Raw genomic sequence first — 14,952 nt, forward strand, 5'->3', positions numbered from 1 at the left:
GCGCCCGGTACGGGCGAGCTGGCGCAGGGCGTCGGTAAGTTCATACTCCCCGCGGGGGGATTGTTTTAGCTGCTCCATAAAAAAGAAGACTCGGGGATGCAGGGCATAGAGGCCGGCATTGTAGAAGCTGTTTGGGAAGCGGATGGGATTTTCTGGTTTTTCAATAATATCGACGACAAAGCCGGAAGCATCGAGCAGAACGGCCCCGCCGAGTCGAACGTCTTGATTGGAACAGAGGGCGATCACTCCATCATCCCGGTAGGCATTCGCGAGCCGCCGGTATTCTTCCGGATGAACGAGAATATCTCCGTAGGAGAGGAGGAAAGGTTGGTCCGCTACCCAATTGCGAGCGAGGAGAGGGGCTCGGCCGGTACCGTCAAGAACTGTTTGTTCCCGGTAGGTGATGGAGAGCCCAAAATTGGTTCCATCACCGAAGTAGGAGAGAATCCGCTCCTTCTGGTGTCCCACTACGACGCAAATCCTCGTCACCTCCGCAAAGTCACGCAAGCCGCAAAGGATCCATTCGAGCACGGGGCGGCCGCCGACGCGGAGCATAGGCTTGGGGAGATCAGATGTGAGCGCCCCCATGCGGGTGCCTTTCCCCGCTGCGAGGATGATCGCTTTCATTAGAGGATTTTGGAGGAAGCGATTGGGAAAGGTCGAGCCTCAATGCCGGGGAAAGAGGAAGCCGGGGGTCGTTTTCAACCCAGAGCGCGAGTCGGGAGAGCAGGTTGGCGACCGCTCGCCCGCGATGGCTGTATCGATCCTTTTCTTCCGGTGGCATCTCCGCAAACGTTCGCAGCGCGCCCGATGGGAGAAAGAGCGAATCATACCCGAATCCTCCGGTTCCTTTGGGAGAGCGAACGATGCTTCCAGGGCAGCTGGCTTCGACCGTTGTCAAGATTTGTCCATCACGAGCTAATGCAAGGGCGCAAATAAATGCGGCATCGCGTGCTGCTCCTTCATCGGGAAGTTGCGAGAGCCGCTCGAGGAGAAGGCGGCGATTCTCGGCGTCGGTGGCGCGCGGGCCGGCATATCGGGCGGAGTAGATGCCGGGTTGCCCCCCAAGCGGGCCGACCGCGATGCCGGAATCGTCCGCGAGAATCAATCCAGGGGTAACGGTGCTATAATAGAGAGCCTTTTTGATGGCATTGTCCAAGAATGTTAAACCATCTTCTATACATGGAGGTATGCTAGAAGGAAGATGAATGGGTTGTAATAGGGTGTACGGGGCGAAGAGGCGCGTAAATTCTTCTAGTTTGTGGATGTTGGCGGAGGCGAGGTGAAGAGTAAGCACGCTCGTTTTTAACACGAAGAGGGTGGAGAAGGAAGGGGGAGGGGGATCGCGCCTGGATTCTTCCTATTTTCTCTGCTTGCCCGACTCGTAGGGCGGCTGGTACGCTGGGAAGTTCGAGCGCGGTTAGCTCAGCGGGAGAGCACTACCTTGACACGGTAGGGGTCACAGGTTCAATCCCTGTACCGCGCAATCCTTTGGCGCTGCGACGAGGGGAAGGCGCAACGTAGCCTATTCTGGAGGGGACGCTTTTTTTAGACGTGGTGTTTCCCCTCTCGGTCGGAGAAGAAATCCTCAGGAGGCGGATGCCGGCAAAGGGTTTCGTTGGAAGCTCGTTTTTATAGTGCGCGAGGAAAAAGGAGAGAGCGGCCTTTTCCCGATAGGTTGCGAAGTAGGTGGAGCGAATGGGGAGTTTCGATCCGCCACGCGGGAGTTGCTTCGGAGGAATTCAAAGCGAAAGGAGAGGGGCTTGGGTTGGGGAGAGCGCTTCCGGAAACGAGAAGCTCTCGGAGAGAAAGAAACTCATGGGCAGCCCTTGCCATTGCGATCTGTCGGCTGTATGGGAAGGAGGGATGCATCCGGACCTGCCCGCGTTGCTTGAGCTGCAAGAGCTAGACCAAAAGATCGCACGCCTCCGTTCGGAACTTGCTCAGTTGCCAGCTGCAAAAAGGAGATTGGAAGCGGAATTGGAGGAAGCGAGGCAAAAATTGCAGCATGCGAAACACCAGGAGCAGGCGGCTCTCCTCCTTCGGCGGCAAAAGGAAGGGGAGATCGAGGAGTTGCGGCGACGGCTCACGCGGTATCAGGCGCAGCAGATGCAGGCGCGAAAAAACGAAGAGTACCAGGCGCTCTCTCATGAGATTGCGTTGGTGAATGCAGAGGTGGAGCGCGAAGAGGATGCCGTGCTGCTCCTGCTCGAGAAAGCCGATCTCTTGAAAGCCGAGGTGAAAGAAGAGGAGGAGAAGGCGGAACGAGCGGCAAGGACCGTGCAACAGAAACGAAAGGAATTGGGAGATCGGGAATCACGGTTGACCGCGCTGTTGGCCGATGCGGAAGGAGGGAGAGAGAAAAAGAAAGCGGACGTCAACCCCGGGCTGTTGGCTCGTTACGAGCGATTGGTGCAGGGGCACCGGGAAAATGCCGTTGTCCCCGTAGTTCACGGGAGTTGCGGAGGGTGTCACATGAAGGTCACTCGGCAGACTCTTTTGCGCGCGGAAGCCGGAACGGAACTGGCTTTTTGCGAAAACTGCGGGCGCATCTTGTTCGTCGCCGCCTAGGTGGGGCGAAAAGTCGGTTGCGGAATGCCAGGATCTCCATGGGACGTTGGTGTTTTGGGAAAGAGTTGCTCATCCGGACGAAATCGTCTATTTGTTAGGATTTGGCTTTAAAATAGGGTGCAACAGTGAGTGAAACGATTACCACGCTTCTTTCCGCGGCTCTCGCGAAAATGGACTCTCCGGAGGTGTTGATCAACGCGGTCTCCAGCCGAGTTCGCTTGCTGGCGAAAGGGGCTCGCCCGCTTGTGGAGGTCCATCCTCAATGGAGCTTCCTGCAAGTGGCCCTCAAAGAGATTGCGGCAGGGAAGCTGACGGTGGCTCCTGCAGAGGAGGCTCCTACGGAGTTCACCTCGCTCGTTTCGGAAGAGCCGGCGGTATAGGGTCGCTAGTTCGACAGCGACTCCGGCGCGAGTTGCATTTCGGGGCTTCGTCAGGAAGTGGGAAAGGCGGATGGGGCGATCGTGAGTGAAAGAGTCCTCTCCGATTTATTGGTGAATCGCCGTGCGCGACGGGATTACATCTTCCTCGAAACCTACGAAGCTGGACTGGTTCTCACGGGGTCGGAGGTAAAATCTCTCCGGGAGGGAAAAGGACAGCTCGAAGGAGCCTATGCGCAGATCGAGGGGGGAGAGGCGTGGCTCCTTCAAGCGAACATTCCCATTTACGCGAACGCTACCAGCTTCACGGCCCGCGATCCGAAAGCGCCGAGGAAGCTCTTGCTTCATAAAGCGGAGATTCGAAAGCTCTTCGGAGCGACGTCCCTCAAGGGAAGGGCTCTGATCCCCTTGAAGCTCTACTGGAAGAACGGCAGGGTAAAAGTTCTTCTTGGGCTGGGGGTCGGAAAGGCGGAACATGACAAGAGAGAAGAACTCCGAGCCCTGGAAGCGAAGAAAGATATTCGAATCGCGATGCACCGACGGCGTTAAAGCGCCCGGATTCGGAAGCCGAGAGCGACGAGCAGCCCGAGGAGAAATTGGATGATGGTTATGGCTAAAAGCAGAAACGCGAAAAGGAGAAGGCTGCGCAGGATTCGCCGCTCCTTTCCGTCTTCGTGCGGGGGCCACTGAGGGTTCTGGACCATAGGGGTATGATTTCCGGGCGCCAGTCTGCGTGAGGCCAGCAGCGCCCACAGTTTGTCGGCTTGCAATCCCGCTACCGCCGCCCTGCGAGGCTATTTGACATGCGACTGTTTCGTCCGTACTTTTATCACGGAAGATAGGGGGCGCAAACGGCAATCGATTCCCGTGCATCCCCGTTCGCGGCAAGTCGAGGGCTTGGGGTAGGTTGGCCTCGTAAAAAAACCTGCTCGAAGAAAATAACTGCCGACGCTGAGTTGGCTCTTGCTGCTTAAGCGAATCGCTGAGCAGTAGGCGTTTGTTTCGTTTCGCGCCGGCGCGAACGAGACAGGCGTGTTTAATCGCCGGACGATGCATTCATGGTTATGAGCTCCATGAATGAGTCGCACAAAAAAGCTCGGCGTATCGTCTGCATCGCAGGCGGCTTGGCCAGCAGACATGCGCGTTTGTCAATCAAGCCGCTAAACTTGTAGAAACGAGCGAGGTTCCACGAGAAGACGAGGGTTCGACTCCCTCCGCCTCCAAATTTTTTGCGACCCGACCCGCAAAGCCCCTTAGCAGAGCAGCACTCTTCTTTTTCCCGGAACAAGCCGGCCGATAATGCGGCCATGGACTAGATCGGCGGCGCGCTCTCCGTGATCGGCGGAGACCACCAGGACCATCCCGATCCCCATGTTGAAAACCCGATAGCTTTCCTCTTGAGAAATGTGTCCGAGATCGCTCAGAAAACGAAAAAGAGCGGGGACGCGCCAACTTTTCAACTCGATGCGAGCGTCGAGACCCTTCGGGAGAATGCGTGGAAGGTTTTCGAGCAGACCGCCTCCCGTGATGTGCGCGATTCCTTTAATCGGCAGAGGATGCTGACGAAGCCGTTGAAGCTCGGGGAGATAGCAGCGGTGTACCCGCAGAAGCTCTTCTCCCAGGGGTCGGGGGCATCCCGGAATGCGCGTTTCCAAGGAGAGGTGCTGTTCCTCGAAAAGGATTTTTCTGGCCAAGGAGTAGCCGTTGGTATGGAGGCCGTTCGATCGGAGACCGATCAGCAGATCGCCCGCTCGCATGCTCTTTTTGGGGAGCAAGGCTTGACGGTCTACCACTCCCACGATGACCCCTACTAAATCATACTCGTCGTCGCGGTACATTCCCGGCATCTGGGCCGTTTCTCCCCCCAAGAGGGCACAGCCCACTCTGCGGCAGGCGCGAGCCATCCCCCGGAGAATCTGCCGAAAGCTGTTCGGATCGAGACGCGAGGTTCCAACGTAATCCAAAAAAAAGAGCGGCACCGCCCCCGTCGTCGCAATGTCGTTGACGCAATGATGGACCAGATCTTCGCCTACTCCTTGATGGCGGTTAGCGAGGACTGCGACTTTTAGTTTCGTGCCGACGCCGTCGATGCTCGCAACCAGGACTGGCTCGCGATAGCCGGAAAACATGGGGCGAAAGAGGCCTCCGAAGCCTCCGATTGCTCCCAGGACCTCGGGACGCCTACTTTTTCGCGCGAGGCCTCGCAAGCCTGCCTTTACCGTGGCAGCCAGATCGAGATCGACCCCCGCTTCGCTATACCGATCCATGGTGAGAAAAAAAGCGGGCCGATTGCTATTTGGCGGCGAGAGGAGTCAATTGGTTCCGCTCCAAAATCTCCTTGTGCAATCCTCGTCGAAACGCAACGGGATATCGGCCGGTGAAGCAGGCGGTGCAAAAACCCATGCTCGATTCGGGAGATCCGCACGCCCGAAGCAGGCCGTCAATGTTCAGGTAGCCGATGGAATCCGCATTCAGGTACGACTGGATGCGTTCCAAGGTCAACTGATTGGCCAAAAGGGAACCGGGGTCGGGGAAATCGATTCCGTAGTGGCAAGCAAAGCGGTGAGGGGGACAGCTTACTCGAATATGAACCTCCGAGGCGCCCGCTTCTCGAAGATTTGCGACTCGAGCGCGGGCCGTAGTGCCCCTGACGATCGAGTCGTCCACCACGACGACGCGTTTGCCGCGCACCGATTCTTGGACAAGGTTTAACTTAATGCGGACGTTGAAGTCACGAATGAGCTGCGTGGGTTGGAGAAACGTGCGGCCGATGTAATGGTTTCGAACGAACGCAAAGTTGAATGGAATGCCTGATTCCTCCGAGAAACCGAGCGCGGCATAATTCCCCGAATCCGGTACGGGAATGACCAGATCTGCTTCCACCGGGTAGAGCCGCGCGAGCTCCCGGCCCATTTGGATTCGAGCCTGACTCACATTGATCCCATGAATCGTGCTGTCCGGCCGAGCGAAGTAGACGTATTCGAAGATGCAAAAGGCCGCGGTTTCTATGGGTCTCGGAGCGCGCAAAACATGAACTCCGTCGCCATCGATGGAAATCACCTCGCCGGGAGCGATGTCCCGGAGGAATTGGACATGGAGAAGATCAAAAGCACAGGTTTCACTGGAGAGGATGTAGCCATCGTCCAATCGTCCCAGCGATAGAGGACGAAAGCCTTGTGGATCCCGTGCCGCAAGAATCTTGTCCTTTGCCATGAGGACGAGCGCATATGCCCCTTCCGTTTGATCCAGGGCCCAGAGAAAGGCTTCCTCGACGGGCTTGCCGACGCGTTGCGCCATGAGGTGCAAGATTACCTCGCTATCCGTGGTAGTCTGGAAGATGGACCCGCGGTTTTCTAAGCGCGCGCGCAACTCCGATGCGTTTACGATATCGCCGTTGTGCGCCAACGCCAGCTCGCCTTGAGAGCAGACCACGGCAATCGGCTGCGCGTTCATGAGGTTGCTCGAGCCGGTGGTCGAATAGCGGACGTGCCCGATGGCCATCGACCCGGATAGGGAGGCGAGAGCGGCCGAGTCGAATACTTGGGAGACGAGTCCCATGCCTCTATGAATGCGAAAGGGATGTTTTCCATCGGAAGCGGCGATCCCGGCGCTTTCCTCGCCACGATGCTGCAAGGCATAAAGCCCATATGTTGAAAGGGTAACCGCATTCGGGTGGCCGCAAACGGCAAAGACACCGCACTCTTCCCCAGGATAAAGGCGCACTAATGATTCATAACGCACGAAACACAAAGGTACAAGGGTAAGGATTGATAAAGAAGGAGTGAGCAAAGGTGTAGGGCGATCCATGACCTGTGCATGGAGTGATAATGAATAGGAGATGGATTAATGCTAGTCCAGGAAACTTTCGTGCAAAGGGAGCATTTTTGCTTTGACGCGAAGAAGAGGCCCGCCTACAACAACGACCATGGCGGGGAAGCCCTACCGGAGTAAGCTGGAAGCTTACTGGGATACGATCCGGGAATTGCGCCAGAGGCGCAAAAGTTGGCGCGAAATTACCGAAATTTTACGCGCGCGCGGCGTAGAAGTCAGTCAACATGCTTTGTACAATTTCGTACAGGTGCGCAGGAAATGGGCCAGAGAAGGGAAATTCGGAGAGCTTCCTCATCCCAGCGTCATCGGCAAAGGGAAGGGGGGCTCCAAGGATATAGCCGCGGAGCCTCCGGCGAAAGCACCGGTCAAGGGCGCAAAGCCGCCAGAGGCATCTCCTTCCGAAGACCCGAAAATCCTGTCGGAAGAAAACCGTTTGGAGAGTGCGATTGCCGCTGCGAAGGCGGCGGCGAAAGAACGGGCGGCTCAGAGGCCCACCGTAGAAGCAGTCGAGCGGATCGAAGCGCTCACTTTCCTGCCTTCTAGAAGGAGGGAGGAACCGGAAGAGAAGCCGACGACGGAAAAGGGTCAACGCCGTGGTCGCTCTTCGCGGAAATAGGCCACGGCAGAATGTGACTCGGAGTAATTGGCAATGTCGAAAAGCGTCATACATATCGTCCTCGGTACAAAAGGTGGGGTAGGGAAAACAACGTTAGCCTGCCATTTAGCAGACTACCTGGCGGGTCACCATGTTCCGCACCTTCTCGTAGATGCGGATGATGAAAACCATTCTTTCCATCGATTTTTTCCGGAATCGATGCTGGTCAATCCACGCAACGTTCGAAGCGTGGATTCCATCGTAGGAATGGCGGAGAGCGGGGATCACCGCATCGTGCTGGTCGATTTGCGCGCCGGCAGTGGGGAAGAGATGCTGCGATGGTTCGAGGACGTTCCCTTCGACGAGCTCCGAGATACGGTTCGTTTCGTTGGATGGGGATGCGTTACGACCGATCCCGATTCGGTCGTCGTTCTCTTGCGATGGGCCCAGGCCTTGGGCGATCGGCTGCAATATGTCGTCGTAAAAAACGAAAAAGATGGCAAGGAGATGGCAGCGCTCGAGCAGACGAAAGAAGGAGCGGAGTTCCTGAAAAAACGGCGGCCGGAGGAGGTCCGGATCCCCTTGCTTTCTCCATCCTCGGCCGTGGTCGAGCTCAACAAGAACAACCTTTCTATTGGGAATGCCCTCGCACTGAAAGAAAAGATTCCGGGTTTGACCGATACGATGATGAGGAGCCGTTTGCGTCGGTATCAGCGCAGCATCTTCGAGCAGTTTGATCGGTTGGCGGAGGTCATCTTCTCCTGAGGCGATAGATCGCCCGGGTGAGCGGCCGACTCTCCGCGAGTCTTCGTCACCATTCCAAGAGGGCGCTTGCCCACGTCAACCCGCCTCCGAACGCGATCAAAAGGATTCTTTCGCCAGGTTGAATGCGCCCTTCGGTGAGCGCCTCATGGAGAGCGATGGGCATGCAGGCGGCGGACGTATTCCCGTAGCGTTCCAGGTGGATGAAGAATCGTTTCAAGGGCAGTTTCAAGCGGTCGGCCAACAATTCGATGATCCGCATATTTGCTTGATGTGGGATTACACAGCTCACTTGCTCGACGGGAAGATTCGCCTTTTCCAGGCAGGCTCTTGCCGTGCATTCCATGGCATCCACCGCAAGCCGAAAAACCTTCTTCCCGACCATATGAATAAACTGCAAGCCTTCCCCGATGTTTTCTGCGGTGAGGGGGATCCGGGAACCTCCTGCCGGAACCATGAGCACTTGGCCATGGGATCCGTCCGCTCCTAAATCGTGCGCGAGGAGACGTCCTCCTTCGGAAGAGTGGCGTACGATCACGGCTCCAGCGCCATCACCGAAAAGAACACAGGTATTTCTATCCGTCCAGTTTACGATGGAGGAGAGTTTTTCTGCTCCCACGACAAGAACGGTCTGATAGCTTCCCATGGCCACCAGATGGTGGGCCATGACGAGCCCGTAGAGAAATCCAGAACAAGCCGCTTGCAGATCGAAAGCGGGAATTTTTCGAGCGCCGATCTTCTGCTGAATCTGGCAGGCCGTCGACGGGAAGAGTGTATCCGATGTCGTGGTCGCCACGATGATCAAGTCGAGCTCTTCAGAACGCAAACCGGCTCGTTCCAGCGCCATCATGGCAGCCGCTGCTCCCATGTCGGATGGACATTCTTTATCGGCCGCCAGTCGTCGTTCTCGGATCCCCGTTCTCTCAACGATCCAGCGATCGCTGGTTTCGACCATTCGTTCTAGGTCATGATTGCTGAGAACCTTTGCGGGAAGATAAGCTCCCGTCCCCACAATGGCGGGTTTACGCTCTCGAAGCCGCTGTGTTTTCAGACTCTGCCTCACAATGACGCCTCATCTCCTGGATGATTCGGCTGTTTACGTTTTGGGTGACGGCTTCTCGTGCGATGCGAATCGCATTGCAAATTGCTTTCGGGGTCGAAGCTCCATGGGCGATGATGCAGGTTCCGTTGACCCCAAGCAGCAGGGCTCCTCCATATTCCTCGTAGCTGGCTTTTTGCTTCACCGACAAGAACGCTCCCCGAGCGAGATAAGCGCCGAACATCCGGAGCGGATTTTGCGTAAGCTCTGAACGCAACCAATGCATGACGGCCTTTGCTACGCTTTCGGCCGTCTTGAGCACAACGTTGCCGACAAAACCATCGCAAACGACCACATCTACCGGCTTTTCAAAGAGGTCATGGCCCTCTACGTTGCCTCCGAAGTTGATTTTAGCTTGGGCAAGAAGCTTGAATGCCTGCTTGGTCAGCTCATTCCCCTTTACGTCTTCCGTCCCGATGCTCAAAAGCCCGACCCGTGGATTGGGGACGTGAAGGACCTCTCGCGAGTAGATACTGCCCATGATCGCGTAGCCGAGAAGATGCACGGGATCGGAATCGATGTTGGCCCCGGAGTCGATGAGGAGAAAGGGCTTCTGCTCCGTCGGGATTGTTGTCGCGATCCCGGCCCGGCTAATCCCTGGAAGAGTTCGCAGGAGAATGGTAGATGCCGCGACGACCGCCCCTGTATGACCGGCGGAAACCAAGGCATCCGCTTTGCCTTCCTTCACAAGTCGAACACAGCGGCTGATCGAGGAATCTCGTTTTTGACGCACGCTTTCGATGGCCTGCGCGTCCATGGGAACTACTTGCGAAGCATGGACAAACTCTACCCGGTCGCCGAAAGCACGCCCTCCATGTCGCCAAAATTCCTCGGCGATCCGTTCTTGATCTCCAACGAGGAAGAGGAAGAGGTCGGGATAGGATTGGAGTGCGCCAACGGCTCCCAAAAGAGGATTCCGGGGCGCAAAATCACCACCCATGACGTCTAAAGCGATCTTCATCCGCTCTAGCTATCTCTCATTCCTCGACGTTTTTGGACAGGACTTGCCGCTCTCGGTAACTCCCAGTGGCGGGATCGACACAATGAGGGAGATGAAGATTCCCCGTTTTTGGATCCTTGAAAAGTCCCGGAGGCGTCCAGCGATTGGCTGCTTTCCGGGAACGAAGGCGGGCTTTTGAGGTCTTGCGCTTGGGAACTCCCATGATTACTCCTTTTTTAAGCTGCTGCGGGAAATCTACGGGCCATTGCCGTCCGTCACCGCTCCTCCTCTAGCTAATAGACCGGATCAGCGATTTCTTTCGAATCGCTCCAGAATTCCCCAAATGTCCCTTCCGTGAATCGACTGTTGTACGTCGGTTTCGCTCAGTGCTCGAATCCCATCGGTAAAGCAGCCTTTCGCGGTCCGCTCATCACAAACCGCTACCATCGGAAGGGCCAACAGGATGTCTTCTCGGATAAAGGGTGTCAAGTCGATCCACAGGGGCAACGGGGGGCGTATCCGGAGTTGGAAATCCGGCAGCCGAATCGGCCAATCGAGCCAGCGACAGCAGCGGCCGCACTGCAACTCCACGGCGGTTTCCACCCTTCCACTGCCGACGACCAGATCGTCCACGAGGTAGAGGGTGAGGTCGATCGCGATTGGATCCTTCGCATGGGCCGCGGGCTCATTTAATCCAAGAATCGCCGGTTGCAGGATCTCTTTCACGCGAAATGGTTCCGCCGAGAGACTGGCCGTCTTGATTTTCATGGTCCAAGTAAGCGCACCAAAGGGAGTTTTTCCATCAAAAAGAGGGAAAACAGCGCCTGGAAATTGCAAGAGCGGTATTGTCTTTAGAAACGGAATCTGGTAATCAGCTCCCTACGTGTGGGTCTTCCGCTATCCGGCGAGCATTGCTGCGCGGCCGCTTTCCCTTGTGCAGGATCGATCGAACCGCCTTGTTCCTTTTCGTAAATCTCTAGAGATTATGGACCTTTCGCGGAGTAGGGCGAGCCGGTGGGGCTATCCTTACTGGGAGGAACAAGAACAAATTCCAGGAAGACTCTTCCGGACCAAAAAAGGGGAGAGAATGGATATCGTCCACCAGAAGCCCGGTTCTCGTGGGAGGGAATCGCTCGACGACTGATGGAGTCACGAGATCTCTTTGCGTTACGATGAAATGTCCGAAATGCGGCAAACAAAAGGACCGAGTGGTTGACTCGCGTCCGCTGCGCGACGGGGCCGTTATCCGCCGACGTCGAAAATGCCTCAAATGCGGAGCGCGCTTCACTACCTACGAGGAAATCGAGCAACTGGCGCTGCGGGTCCAGAAAAGGGATGGGAGTTTCGAAATCTTTGATCGGCAGAAGATCCTCTTGGGGGTCGAGAAGGCCTGTGAAAAGCGTCCGGTCAGCCTCCAGGCGATCGAAAATCTCGTAGACCGAGTCGTCGCCGATCTGGTCCGCCGCCATGGACAGGAGATTCCTTCCAGCGAGATCGGGGAGAAGATCGTAGAAGGGCTCCGAATGCTCGATGAAGTCGCGTACGTGCGCTTTGCCTCCGTTTATCGAAAGTTTCGCGATGCGAGCGATTTTGTTCATGCGGTAAAAAAGTTGAACCGTTCCGCACCAAATTCGGAAACGCTTCCGCTATTGTAAGAGCATCACGCTCTGCACCTTATGAAGAGCATATTTCGCCGTATCATTGAGCGAGAGATTCCCGCAGAGATCATTTACGAAGACGATCGGTGCATCGCAATTCACGACATACATCCGGTCGCGAAAGTTCACGCGTTGATCATTCCGAAAAAAGAGATCCCGCGGCTTTCTGAAGCCGACGCCGCCGATCGAGAACTCTTAGGGTATCTGCTTGGCATTGCAACGATCGTTGCGGCAAAACTCGGGATCGCTGACACCGGCTTCCGTGTCGTTATCAATAACGGTAAGGATGCGGGGGAAAGCGTTCCGCATCTTCATTTGCATCTCCTCGGGGGTGAACCCTTGGGGTGGAAGCACGGCGGATCAAACTGATTCGGGAGCCGTTGCCGGCGGCTGGAGCTGAGGGCGACTGCATTGCCGCTGCATCTCGCTCCGTTTTTGCCGATGCGAGCACTTCGAGGGGAGCCGGGTTTTCCAGTCGGCTTCTTCGGCGAGTAGATGGAAAGAAGTAGGCCGTAGCCCGATCGAATCTCTTTTCAGCGCGCATTCCGTTGTTCGCCCGAGGAGAAGGCGAGTGCGGGATCGGCCGTTGGGTTTTCGCTTGCCCTAATTAGTGCGCACAATACTTGTTATGTTAAAATACTAGGGTAAGCAAAGCGGGTGGCTGCCACCGGCTTTGCCTGCTGGCGCAAGCTCTCGCATTCCCGCTCCTTTGGGGTTCCTCCGTAAAGTTGCGGTTCTTTCGACCCCCAGCCGGGATGGTTTTTGCGCGCAAAGGCAACTTCTCCATGGCATAAAAGATGCTTTTCGTGTTGCAGTCGCAGCAAAAGACGGTTAGCAAGAATGCGGAAGTCGCCCCGTCGGTATTGGCAGAGTCAGGAAAAAGGAATTGGGGAGGAAAAACATGGCGCTGTGTAAGATCGAGGCAGTGATCAAACCCTTTAAGCTCGAAGAAGTGAAGGAGGCGCTTACGGAAATCGGAATCGCCGGCTTGACCGTGGCGGAGGTCAAAGGGTTTGGTCGTCAAAAGGGGCACACGGAAATCTACCGAGGCAGCGAATACACGGTCGACTTTCTCCCGAAGGTCAAGATCGAGGTGGTGTTGGAAGAGGAGCTGCTGGCGAAAGCGACAGAAGCGATCATCAAGGCGGCCAGGACGGGAAAGATCGGCGACGGGAAGATCTTCGTGGTCCCGGTATCCGAAGCAATTCGGATTCGAACTGGGGAACGGAACGAGCATGCAATTTAGGCTGTGGGTCCCTTCCCCGGCGTGGAGGAAACCGGGTGCTCGCTTCTCGTAGGGGGTATTTTGGAAGCGAGGCCGCAGGCGCCCCTCATTCTTCGATGGGTTCTATGGGCGCCGTGCTTCGTCCAAGGCCGGAAAGCTCGGAGGATTCCGGGCATCTCTCCTCTCTTCCGCGCTGAGGATTCCGGTAAGTGGAGACGATCCGGATGGACGGAGCGCAGAAGCGGAGCGATATCGCTTGCGGTGTCTCCGATAAGCGATCTCGGTTCGTTCCATGCTGAGAAGTCGAATCAATAAATAGGAGGAATAGGGAGTCGTATATGGCTGAGAAGTATAAACGGTGCGCTTCCGGAGAAGAAGCGCTGGCGTTCGGGCGCGAGCACAATGCACGCCTGGTCGATTTGAAATTCTGCGATCTACTGGGAACATGGCAGCACTTCACCATGGGCATCAACGAGGTGCCTGCCGAAGCCTTCGAGGAAGGACTCGGGTTTGACGGCTCTTCGATTCGGGGATGGCGAGGAATTCAGGAGTCGGACATGCTCGTCATGCCCGACCCGTACACGGCGTTCATCGATCCGTTCATCGCGGAACCGACGTTGAGCTTCATCTGTGCGATCTCGGATCCGATTACCCGCCAGACCTACGTCCGCGATCCTCGCAGCATCGCGATTCGAGCCGAGGCCTATTTAAAGAGCACGGGCATCGCGGATACTGCGTACTTCGGACCGGAGGCGGAGTTCTTCATCTTCGACGATGTTCGATACGAAAATCAGACGAACGGTTCCTTTTTCGAGGTCGACTCGGTCGAGGGAATCTGGAACACCGGTCGCGACGAGGAGCCGAATCTCGGGCATAAGATTCGGCACAAGGAGGGGTATTTTCCGGTACCGCCGGCGGACACCCTCCAGGACGTGCGCGATCAAATGGTCCTAGGGCTGGAAAGCCTCGGGGTTTCGGTGGAGCGACAGCACCACGAGGTGGCAACGGCCGGCCAAGCGGAGATCGACGTCCGCTTCAACACCCTGCTCCGGATCGGCGACGATATGATGACGTATAAGTATGTCATCAAGAACATCGCCCGCCGTTTCGGCAAGACCGTAACCTTCATGCCGAAACCGATTTTCGGCGACAACGGCTCGGGGATGCATACCCATCAATCCCTTTGGAAGGACGGAAAGCCGCTCTTCGCCGGCAACCGGTATGCCGGGCTGAGCGAACTGGCGCTCCACTACATCGGTGGAATCCTCAAGCACGCACCGGCGCTGACTGCAATCACCAATCCGACGACGAATAGCTATAAGCGGCTCGTCCCCGGATTCGAGGCTCCGGTCAATTTGGCGTACTCCGCACGGAACCGGAGCGCTTCGGTGCGCATTCCGATCTACTCGCCGAGTCCGAAGGCCAAGCGCATCGAATTCCGCACGCCGGACCCCGCAGCGAATATCTATTTGGCGTGCGCGGCGATGTTGATGGCCGGCCTGGATGGAATTCAGAACCGGATCGACCCGGGTGAGCCGCTGGAGAAGAACATCTACGAGCTTCCGCCGGAAGAGTTGAAGAAGGTGCCGACCGTACCCGACTCCTTGCGAGGAGCCATTGAAGCTCTGGAAAAGGATCATGAATTCCTTCTCAAGGGCGATGTCTTCACCAAAGATGTGGTCGAGACCCTCCTCGAGTTGCGGAAAAAGGATTACGACACCTTGCGACTCCGTCCGCACCCGATCGAGTATCAGATGTACTACGACATCTAATCGTTCGCGTTCGGTTGCACGATGGAGGAAGGCCGCGCTTCGTGGGCGCGGCCTTCTTGTTGGTAGACCTATCCGCGAGAATGAGGGAAAAAAAGGGCGGCACGGTTTTCCCATGCCGCCCT

The 14,952-nt window shown here is 56.5% G+C and carries 19 protein-coding genes, 1 tRNA gene and 1 other RNA gene; 11 read left to right on the plus strand and 10 right to left on the minus strand.

What is annotated here, in order from left to right:
- Positions 1 to 588, minus strand: a 588-nt coding sequence (locus tag FN369_RS02735) for a sugar phosphate nucleotidyltransferase (protein ID WP_246189500.1), incomplete at its 3' end; no start/stop codon positions are given.
- Positions 569 to 1,312, minus strand: a complete 744-nt coding sequence (locus FN369_RS02740) for a non-canonical purine NTP pyrophosphatase (RefSeq protein ID WP_142524681.1) — start codon at positions 1,310 to 1,312, stop codon at positions 569 to 571. The genes FN369_RS02735 and FN369_RS02740, both read right to left, overlap by 20 nt.
- Before the next feature lie 102 nt (positions 1,313 to 1,414).
- On the opposite strand from FN369_RS02740, the gene FN369_RS02745 reads away from it, so the two are divergent.
- From FN369_RS02745 to smpB, 4 genes are all read left to right on the plus strand, one after another.
- A tRNA-Val gene (locus FN369_RS02745) sits at positions 1,415 to 1,486 on the plus strand.
- 332 nt (positions 1,487 to 1,818) lie between these two features.
- A complete protein-coding gene (locus FN369_RS02750; protein ID WP_178087628.1) occupies positions 1,819 to 2,571 on the plus strand; it encodes a zinc ribbon domain-containing protein in 753 nt (250 codons plus the stop codon).
- A 125-nt stretch (positions 2,572 to 2,696) separates the two neighbouring features.
- The gene (locus FN369_RS02755; RefSeq protein ID WP_246189502.1) at positions 2,697 to 2,951 is read left to right on the plus strand and encodes a DNA-directed RNA polymerase subunit omega; all 255 of its coding nucleotides are present in this window, start codon (positions 2,697 to 2,699) and stop codon (positions 2,949 to 2,951) included.
- Between the two features lie 81 nt (positions 2,952 to 3,032).
- Complete coding sequence (gene smpB / locus FN369_RS02760) at positions 3,033 to 3,497, plus strand: SsrA-binding protein SmpB (protein ID WP_142524683.1); 465 nt, start codon at positions 3,033 to 3,035, stop codon at positions 3,495 to 3,497.
- Here smpB and FN369_RS11025 read toward each other — a convergent pair.
- The gene (locus tag FN369_RS11025; protein WP_178087629.1) at positions 3,494 to 3,652 is read right to left on the minus strand and encodes a hypothetical protein; all 159 of its coding nucleotides are present in this window, start codon (positions 3,650 to 3,652) and stop codon (positions 3,494 to 3,496) included. The genes smpB and FN369_RS11025 overlap by 4 nt on opposite strands.
- Before the next feature lie 137 nt (positions 3,653 to 3,789).
- On the opposite strand from FN369_RS11025, the gene ssrA reads away from it, so the two are divergent.
- Positions 3,790 to 4,172, plus strand: a transfer-messenger RNA (tmRNA) gene (ssrA, locus tag FN369_RS02765).
- A 29-nt stretch (positions 4,173 to 4,201) separates the two neighbouring features.
- Here ssrA and purM read toward each other — a convergent pair.
- Positions 4,202 to 5,215 (minus strand): phosphoribosylformylglycinamidine cyclo-ligase, encoded by a 1,014-nt coding sequence (gene purM, locus FN369_RS02770; protein WP_142524684.1) that lies wholly within the window; start codon positions 5,213 to 5,215, stop codon positions 4,202 to 4,204.
- Positions 5,216 to 5,240: 25 nt separating this feature from the next.
- Entirely contained in the window at positions 5,241 to 6,671 is a 1,431-nt protein-coding gene (purF, locus tag FN369_RS02775) for an amidophosphoribosyltransferase (protein ID WP_142524685.1), read from the minus strand.
- 166 nt (positions 6,672 to 6,837) lie between these two features.
- Here purF and FN369_RS02780 point away from each other — a divergent pair, with 166 nt between their 5' ends.
- Positions 6,838 to 7,395, plus strand: coding sequence for a hypothetical protein (locus FN369_RS02780; RefSeq protein WP_142524686.1), 558 nt, complete (start codon positions 6,838 to 6,840; stop codon positions 7,393 to 7,395).
- 33 nt (positions 7,396 to 7,428) lie between these two features.
- A complete protein-coding gene (locus tag FN369_RS02785) occupies positions 7,429 to 8,139 on the plus strand; it encodes a nucleotide-binding protein (RefSeq protein WP_142524687.1) in 711 nt (236 codons plus the stop codon).
- 46 nt (positions 8,140 to 8,185) lie between these two features.
- Here the strand turns inward: FN369_RS02785 and FN369_RS02790 are convergent, their stop codons facing one another.
- The 4 genes from FN369_RS02790 to FN369_RS02805 all read right to left on the minus strand — a co-directional run bounded on the left by FN369_RS02790 (position 8,186) and on the right by FN369_RS02805 (position 10,943).
- Entirely contained in the window at positions 8,186 to 9,148 is a 963-nt protein-coding gene (locus FN369_RS02790; RefSeq protein ID WP_142524688.1) for a beta-ketoacyl-ACP synthase III, read from the minus strand.
- A gap of 10 nt (positions 9,149 to 9,158) precedes the next feature.
- Positions 9,159 to 10,196, minus strand: a complete 1,038-nt coding sequence (gene plsX, locus FN369_RS02795) for a phosphate acyltransferase PlsX (RefSeq protein WP_142524689.1) — start codon at positions 10,194 to 10,196, stop codon at positions 9,159 to 9,161.
- 16 nt (positions 10,197 to 10,212) lie between these two features.
- On the minus strand, positions 10,213 to 10,398 hold the full coding sequence (gene rpmF, locus FN369_RS02800) for a 50S ribosomal protein L32 (protein ID WP_142524690.1): 186 nt from the start codon (positions 10,396 to 10,398) through the stop codon (positions 10,213 to 10,215).
- Between the two features lie 83 nt (positions 10,399 to 10,481).
- Entirely contained in the window at positions 10,482 to 10,943 is a 462-nt protein-coding gene (locus FN369_RS02805) for a YceD family protein (protein WP_142524691.1), read from the minus strand.
- Positions 10,944 to 11,347: 404 nt separating this feature from the next.
- On the opposite strand from FN369_RS02805, the gene nrdR reads away from it, so the two are divergent.
- Positions 11,348 to 11,830 (plus strand): transcriptional regulator NrdR, encoded by a 483-nt coding sequence (gene nrdR / locus FN369_RS02810; protein WP_142524692.1) that lies wholly within the window; start codon positions 11,348 to 11,350, stop codon positions 11,828 to 11,830.
- Here nrdR and FN369_RS11405 read toward each other — a convergent pair.
- Positions 11,822 to 11,962: a hypothetical protein gene (locus tag FN369_RS11405; RefSeq protein WP_246189504.1), complete on the minus strand. Its 141-nt coding sequence runs from the start codon at positions 11,960 to 11,962 to the stop codon at positions 11,822 to 11,824. The two genes, nrdR and FN369_RS11405, sit on opposite strands and share 9 nt — an antisense overlap.
- Here FN369_RS11405 and FN369_RS02815 point away from each other — a divergent pair.
- The 3 genes from FN369_RS02815 (at position 11,903) to glnA (ending at position 14,830) form a co-directional block, all read left to right on the plus strand.
- Positions 11,903 to 12,202 carry an HIT domain-containing protein gene (locus FN369_RS02815; protein ID WP_246189503.1) on the plus strand — a complete coding sequence of 100 codons (300 nt, stop codon included), beginning with the start codon at positions 11,903 to 11,905 and terminating at the stop codon, positions 12,200 to 12,202. The genes FN369_RS11405 and FN369_RS02815 overlap by 60 nt on opposite strands.
- Positions 12,203 to 12,740: 538 nt before the next feature.
- A complete protein-coding gene (locus FN369_RS02820; RefSeq protein ID WP_178087633.1) occupies positions 12,741 to 13,079 on the plus strand; it encodes a P-II family nitrogen regulator in 339 nt (112 codons plus the stop codon).
- 317 nt (positions 13,080 to 13,396) lie between these two features.
- Positions 13,397 to 14,830, plus strand: coding sequence for a type I glutamate--ammonia ligase (gene glnA / locus FN369_RS02825; RefSeq protein ID WP_178087631.1), 1,434 nt, complete (start codon positions 13,397 to 13,399; stop codon positions 14,828 to 14,830).
- Positions 14,831 to 14,952 lie beyond the last annotated feature (122 nt).

This window comes from Methylacidimicrobium cyclopophantes (assembly GCF_902143385.2).
GTDB classification, from domain to species: domain Bacteria; phylum Verrucomicrobiota; class Verrucomicrobiia; order Methylacidiphilales; family Methylacidiphilaceae; genus Methylacidimicrobium; species Methylacidimicrobium cyclopophantes.